Source organism: Pseudomonas sp. NPDC089734 (assembly GCF_044748865.1).
Classification (GTDB): domain Bacteria; phylum Pseudomonadota; class Gammaproteobacteria; order Pseudomonadales; family Pseudomonadaceae; genus Aquipseudomonas.
Map to the genome: position 1 here is coordinate 210,054 of NZ_JBIVGV010000001.1, position 6,244 is coordinate 216,297.

8 protein-coding genes are annotated in these 6,244 nt (G+C 58.4%); all 8 read left to right on the forward strand.

The window, feature by feature from the left end:
- Window positions 1-49: 49 nt before the first annotated feature.
- The 8 genes from ACIPY9_RS00970 to ACIPY9_RS01005 all read left to right on the forward strand — a co-directional run bounded on the left by ACIPY9_RS00970 (window position 50) and on the right by ACIPY9_RS01005 (window position 6,144).
- Entirely contained in the window at window positions 50-1,246 is a 1,197-nt protein-coding gene (locus ACIPY9_RS00970; RefSeq protein WP_400696358.1) for a polysaccharide deacetylase family protein, read from the forward strand.
- 275 nt (window positions 1,247-1,521) lie between these two features.
- Window positions 1,522-2,916: a PhoH family protein gene (locus tag ACIPY9_RS00975; protein ID WP_400696359.1), complete on the forward strand. Its 1,395-nt coding sequence runs from the start codon at window positions 1,522-1,524 to the stop codon at window positions 2,914-2,916.
- Between the two features lie 131 nt (window positions 2,917-3,047).
- Window positions 3,048-3,533 carry a cyclic pyranopterin monophosphate synthase MoaC gene (gene moaC, locus ACIPY9_RS00980; RefSeq protein ID WP_400696361.1) on the forward strand — a complete coding sequence of 162 codons (486 nt, stop codon included), beginning with the start codon at window positions 3,048-3,050 and terminating at the stop codon, window positions 3,531-3,533.
- Complete coding sequence (locus ACIPY9_RS00985; protein ID WP_400696362.1) at window positions 3,530-3,775, forward strand: MoaD/ThiS family protein; 246 nt, start codon at window positions 3,530-3,532, stop codon at window positions 3,773-3,775. Before moaC ends, ACIPY9_RS00985 begins: the two co-directional genes overlap by 4 nt.
- Window positions 3,776-3,777: 2 nt before the next feature.
- Entirely contained in the window at window positions 3,778-4,227 is a 450-nt protein-coding gene (gene moaE / locus ACIPY9_RS00990; RefSeq protein WP_400696364.1) for a molybdopterin synthase catalytic subunit MoaE, read from the forward strand.
- A gap of 184 nt (window positions 4,228-4,411) precedes the next feature.
- Complete coding sequence (locus ACIPY9_RS00995; RefSeq protein ID WP_400696366.1) at window positions 4,412-5,101, forward strand: CsgG/HfaB family protein; 690 nt, start codon at window positions 4,412-4,414, stop codon at window positions 5,099-5,101.
- Between the two features lie 21 nt (window positions 5,102-5,122).
- The gene (locus tag ACIPY9_RS01000) at window positions 5,123-5,488 is read left to right on the forward strand and encodes a DUF4810 domain-containing protein (RefSeq protein ID WP_400696368.1); all 366 of its coding nucleotides are present in this window, start codon (window positions 5,123-5,125) and stop codon (window positions 5,486-5,488) included.
- The gene (locus tag ACIPY9_RS01005) at window positions 5,485-6,144 is read left to right on the forward strand and encodes a DUF799 domain-containing protein (RefSeq protein WP_400696369.1); all 660 of its coding nucleotides are present in this window, start codon (window positions 5,485-5,487) and stop codon (window positions 6,142-6,144) included. Before ACIPY9_RS01000 ends, ACIPY9_RS01005 begins: the two co-directional genes overlap by 4 nt.
- Window positions 6,145-6,244: the final 100 nt, after the last annotated feature.

Below are 6,244 nucleotides of genomic sequence, written 5' to 3' on the forward strand. Positions count from 1 at the left end.
CTATAGTGCCGGGCGATGACGTTGGCATTGGATCGAGAGGGCATTGGTTTTGCGTATCGTTTTAGCAGTTTGCGCGTGTCTGTTCTGGTTTGAGGCTCATGCCGCGATGCCTGAGATCGCGACGATGGATCGCAGTGTATGGCCCGAGCAACTTGAAACGCCTGCCTTGTTCGATGTCGCCTCCCGCGCAGAGATTCTGGCTTTCGCCCATGCCTTGTCTGTCAGCGAGACGCAGGGCGAGGAGGGGCTCAAGCAGCGGCTGGGACTGCGCTATATCAATGTGTCGTCACTGAATGTGGTTCGCCATCGCTTGTGGCAGCGGTTGCTGGAGAACTATCAGGCGGCGCAGAAAAGCTGCGACGAGGACGCCAACTTCTGTGTGCTGGTCGAAGACATGGATCAGCTCCGTCAGCGAGCCGAGGAGTACAAGGTCTCGAACGACTCGTTTTATGCGGCCTGGGCAGCCCCCAGCGCGGCCTTCCATGAGCGCTACCTGACTGAGCTGCTGTACATGGCGGCCCTGTTCCCCCAGACCAGCAGTGAAATCGAACGCTACAACTCCGATGAGATGAGTGGCGATGAAATGCCTGATCGCACGTTCATGCTCAATTTCGACAGCGGTCCCGGTCCGGTGGATGGCAATACGGACTGGCTGGCCGATTTCATGCGCCAGCAGAAAATGACGGCCACCTTCTTCGTGCTGGGCAAAAACCTGCAGGCGCGCCTTGAAAGCAGTTCGGCGAGCCGCCTGCAAGCCCTCTATCGCCAGCAATGCGTGGGTGTGCAGGGGTGGGAATACCGTTCGCACAGCAACTGGGTCGACTGGCAGGATTCGGTGCAACGCAGTGTCGGGCTGGTGGAGCGGGTTCTGCCGGATAACTTCGTCCCGCTGTTCCGTCCGCCCTATGGCCACCGTCGGGCCGACAGCGGTGAGTTTTTCCGTTCACAGCACCTGCGTGTGTCGTTGTGGAACATCGATGCCCAGGATGCCACCGGACGGCTGTCTGCCGAGCAGGTGGGGGATCGCGTGTTGACGCTCATGCTGCTCTGGCGCAAGGGAACGGTGGTGTTTCACGATCAGGGCAACAAGGCGCAATCGGCGCTGCCGTTGCTGCTGGCCAGGACGGCGCAAAGTGAGCTGATCTGGGATGACTGCCGGAATCTCTCTGAAAACCCCGAAGAACAAGGGGAGCCGACGGTGATTGAGGAGGGAGAGGAGCAGGTTCCCGAGGCTGATTCGCCTTGAGATGACTTCGGACTGTAAACGTGCAGAGAGCGCTCGCCAAGCGCTATTCGTCATACTGTGAAATAAACTTCAAAAAACTGTCAAAGAGCTTTTTTCTGTCATCGGTTTTGCTGTATTACGACAACAGACCGCCGAAACCTGCAACACAGGTGGCGTCCTCAACGACCCATCTTGAGCAACCTTCTTTCCTGCCTCAAGGGAAGATACCGGCGGCCTTTTCGTGGCGCAGCCTTGTCGTGTTCTGCGCCGCCTGGCTTCTATAAAGGTGAGCGAGTATGGATGATCACGGACGCAACCCTTCCACTAACCAGCCTATCCTTTACGTGCTCGATACCAACGTATTGATCCATGATCCAAACGCACTGCTGAACTTTGAAGAACACCACGTTGCCATTCCCATGACGGTCCTGGAGGAGCTGGACAAACTCAAGGATGGCAAGCATTCGGTGGCTGCCGAATGTCGCCAGGCCATTCGCCTGATCGACAAGACACTGGGTGAAGCGTCACCGGAAGAAGTCGAGAAGGGTGTCCCTATCGACCGGGGGACGGGCGTATTCAAAGGTTTTCTCTCCATCCTGATGAGCCGGCGCGAGGAGCCCAACAGCTTTCTTCCAGAGCATCTGAACGACAACATCATCATCAACCAGCTGGTTGACCTGCATGCGCGCGACAAGGATTTGCGCCTGGTGCTGGTGACCAAAGACATCAACATGCGCCTCAAGGCGCGGGCTTGCGGGATTGCCGCCGAGGACTACAGCACTGACCAGCTGGTCGATGACGTCTCGCTGCTGTCGCGTGGGTATCACGATATTTCCGGCTCGTTCTGGGACCGGGTCAGCAAGGTCGAAACCCGGCAGGACCATGGCCGTACCTGGCACCGCGTGCAAATGACCGAAGCCTTGCCTGCGGTTCACATCAACGAGTTCATCATTGACGAACAGGGTTTCGTCGGCTGGATCAAGGGTGTCAGGAACGACGAGCTGCTGATTCTGGACATGCACCAGGAGCCGTTGCTGCATCAGGAAGCCTGGGGCTTGAAACCACGTGATATCTATCAAGGGTTGGCGCTGTTCGCGTTGCTTGACCCGGATATCCATCTGGTCAACCTGTCTGGTGCAGCCGGTTCGGGCAAGACCATTCTGGCGCTGGCCGCTGCCATTGAGCAGACCATGGTCAGCAAACGCTATCGCCGCATCATCGCGACCCGCAGCGTGCAAGGCCTGGATCAGGAAATAGGCTTCCTGCCCGGCACCGAAGCGGAAAAAATGGAGCCCTGGCTGGGGGCGATCACCGACAACCTCGAAGCCTTGCACATGGATGACGAAAACACCCATGGCAGCGTCGACTACATCCTCAGCAAAGTGCCGTTGCAGTTCAAATCCCTCAACTACATCCGGGGCCGCAGCTTCCAGCAAAGCCTGATCCTGATCGATGAGTGCCAGAACCTGACACCGCACCAGATGAAAACCATCATCACCCGTGCCGGTGCCGGTTCCAAAGTGGTCTGCCTGGGTAACCTGGCGCAGATCGATACCCCTTACCTGTCGGCCACCAGCTCGGGCCTGACCTATCTGACGGAGCGCTTCAAGGACTTCCCCAACGGCGTGCACATCACCCTGCAAGGGGTGCCACGCTCCGTACTGGCCGAGTATGCGGAGAGTCATCTGTAAAGCTGCAAGCTTCAAGAGGTAAGCTGCAAGCTATAAGCGGGAAGCCTGAGCACGATCCCGCTTGTAGCTTGTAGCTTGTAGCTAACGCCCCGAGCTATCTACAATCGCCTCTCCTGTTCCGGAGTAAGGCTGTGCTGACTCATCTCGATTCCCAAGGTCGCGCCAATATGGTCGACGTCACCGATAAAGCCGTGACGTCCCGTGAGGCTGTGGCCCAGGCGCGTGTTCGCATGTTGCCGCAAACCCTGCAAATGATCGTCAGTGGCGGGCATCCCAAGGGGGATGTGTTTGCCGTTGCACGTATCGCCGGCATTCAGGCGGCGAAGAAAACCAGTGATCTGATTCCGCTCTGCCATCCGCTGATGCTCACCAGCGTCAAGGTCGAACTCAGTGCCGAAGGGGAAGACGCGGTGTCGATCGTCGCTCGTTGCAAGCTGGCCGGGCAGACCGGCGTGGAAATGGAAGCCCTGACCGCCGCCAGCGTGGCAGCCCTGACCATTTATGACATGTGCAAGGCGGTCGATCGCGGCATGGTCATCGAGTCGGTCCGGTTGCTGGAGAAGCTGGGGGGCAAGAGCGGCCACTTCGTTGCCGATGCGCCGGAGGCATCATCATGAGTGTGCAGGTGCAATATTTCGCCCGTTATCGTGAGGCGCTGGGCCTGGAGGGCGAGCGTGTCGAGGGCGAGTTCGCCACCCTGGAGGCACTGCGTCAGCACCTGCTGCTGCGCGGCGAGGCCTGGCAGGTGCTGGCCGAGCAGAACCTGATGTGCGCTCGCAATCAGGAGCTGTGTCAGCTGGACGAGCCGCTGGAAGAGGGCGATGAAGTGGCGTTCTTCCCGACCGTGACCGGAGGCTGAGCATGGCCATTCGCGTTCAGGCCGCGGCCTTCGATCCAGGTAGTGAAGTCAATGCCCTGCATGCAGCCAATGTCGGCATCGGCGCAGTGGTCAGCTTTGTCGGCTATGTGCGGGATTTCAACGAGGGGCGTGAGGTGTCCGGCATGTTTCTGGAGCACTATCCGGGCATGACCGAAAAGGCTCTGGCAAAGATCGTTGCCGAGGCTGAACAGCGCTGGCCTCTGCTCAGGCTTGAAGTGCTGCACCGTGTGGGTCCGCTTGAACCGGGTGAACCCATCGTCTTCGTCGGGGTGGCCAGCGCCCATCGTCAGGCGGCGTTCGAGGCCTGCGATTTCGTCATGGATTACCTCAAGACACGCGCGCCATTCTGGAAGCGCGAGAACACGTCAGAAGGCCCGCGCTGGGTCGAAGGGCGTCATAGCGATCAGACCGCTGCGGATCGCTGGAAGTAACCTGCTCTTTTTCGCCTGATCCCTGGCCCTGCCATGTTTTCCCCGTTTCAAGGGCAGGGAAAGGCGTATCTGCAAAAAAATTACAGTTCTGGTGCATTCGGCAGATAAATCTGTTCGCCATACGAACGTGTACGTAATAGCGGTATGCACGTTTTGAACAGTTTTCTTTTGAAACGCCCGGAGTATGAGTGTGAAAAGACTGCAGCAGGTTTTGGTAACAGGGATCACGACGGCAACGCTTTTGCTGGTCGGTGGCTGCGCAACGGAGAGCTCTCGTGCTCTGCCGGTGGCAAAGGTCGAAAGTGCAAATTACGCCTGGTCTGGCGTGCGTTACCCCGTTGCGGTGGGTAAGTTCGATAACCGCTCCAGTTACATGCGCGGCATCTTCTCGGATGGCGTCGACCGCCTGGGCGGTCAGGCCAAGACGATCCTTATCACGCACATGCAGCAAACCAACCGCTTCAATGTGCTGGACCGCGACAACATGGCGGAAATCCAGCAGGAGGCGGCCATCAAGGCCACGGCTCAGCGCCTGAAAGGTGCTGATTATGTGGTGACCGGCGATGTGACCGAGTTCGGTCGCAAAGAAGTCGGCGATCATCAACTGTTCGGTTTGCTGGGCCGTGGCAAGACCCAGATCGCTTACGCGAAAGTGGCCTTGAACATCGTCAATATCAGCACTTCCGAAGTGGTGTTCTCCACTCAGGGCGCCGGTGAGTACGAACTGTCGAACCGTGAAATCATCGGCTTCGGCGGCACGGCCAGTTATGACTCGACACTGAACGGCAAGGTCCTTGATCTGGCCATGAGTGAAGCCGTCAACAACATGGTTCGCGCCCTCGACAGCGGTGCCTGGAAACCGACTGCCAACTGATTTTTCAAAAAGGGAATTGTGATGTATTCGAGTCGTTCGTTGCGCACACTCGCCATGCTGTTGCTGGCGGGTGCGGGACTGGCTGGCTGCGCCCAGCCGAAAACCCTGTACCAGTGGGGCAGTTATCAGCCTGAGGTGTATGAGTATTTCAAGGGGGAGTCCAAGGAAGAACAGGTAGCCAAACTGGAAGAGGACCTGCAGAAGATCCGCTCCACCAACGCCACCCCGCCACCGGGCTATCACGCTCAACTGGGCATGCTTTACGGCAGCCTGGGCAAGGATGATCAGATGGTCCAGCAGTTGAATACCGAGAAGGCGCTGTTTCCGGAGTCCACGACCTACATGGACTTCCTGCTCAAGAACGCCCGGACAGGAGTCGCCAAATGAATGCCCGTTTGATGAAGATTGCCGCGAGCCTGTTTGCCGTGGCCTTGCTGTCCGGCTGTGCAACCCCCAAGACGGTCGACTATTCGGCGTTCAAGGCCAGCAAGCCTCGTTCGATTCTGGTGTTGCCGCCGGTCAACGAGTCGCCAGATGTCAAAGCGACTTACAGTACGTTCTCCCAGGTGACTTACCCGCTGGCCGAGTCGGGCTACTACGTCTTGCCGGTGGCGCTCGTCGATGAGACGTTCCGCAACAATGGCCTGACCAACGCCAACGATATCCAGGCAACTTCGCCGGCAAAACTGCGGGAGATCTTCGGTGCTGATGCCGCGATGTACATTACGGTCAAGCAGTACGGCACCACCTATATGGTGATCAGCAGTCAGACCATCGTGACCGTGACGGCCAAGCTGGTTGACCTGCGTACAGGCACGGCACTGTGGACCGGGTCGGCGACGGCGTCCAGCGATGAAGGTGGTAACAACAGTGGGGGCGGGCTGGTCGGCATGCTGATTACCGCAGCGGTCAAGCAGATCATCAACAGCGCAACCGATGCCGGTCATCCGATTGCCGGTATCGCCAGCAATCGTCTGTTGTCGGCGGGGCAACCTGCCGGGTTGCTGTACGGGCCGCGTTCGCCGAAATACGGCACGGATTGATCGTTTCGCGAATGAATTCGCTCCTACGGTAGGAGCGGATTCATCCGCGAAAGACCTCAGGCCTTGCGCACCACCGCCTGCAGCAACTCGGTCGGTGGTA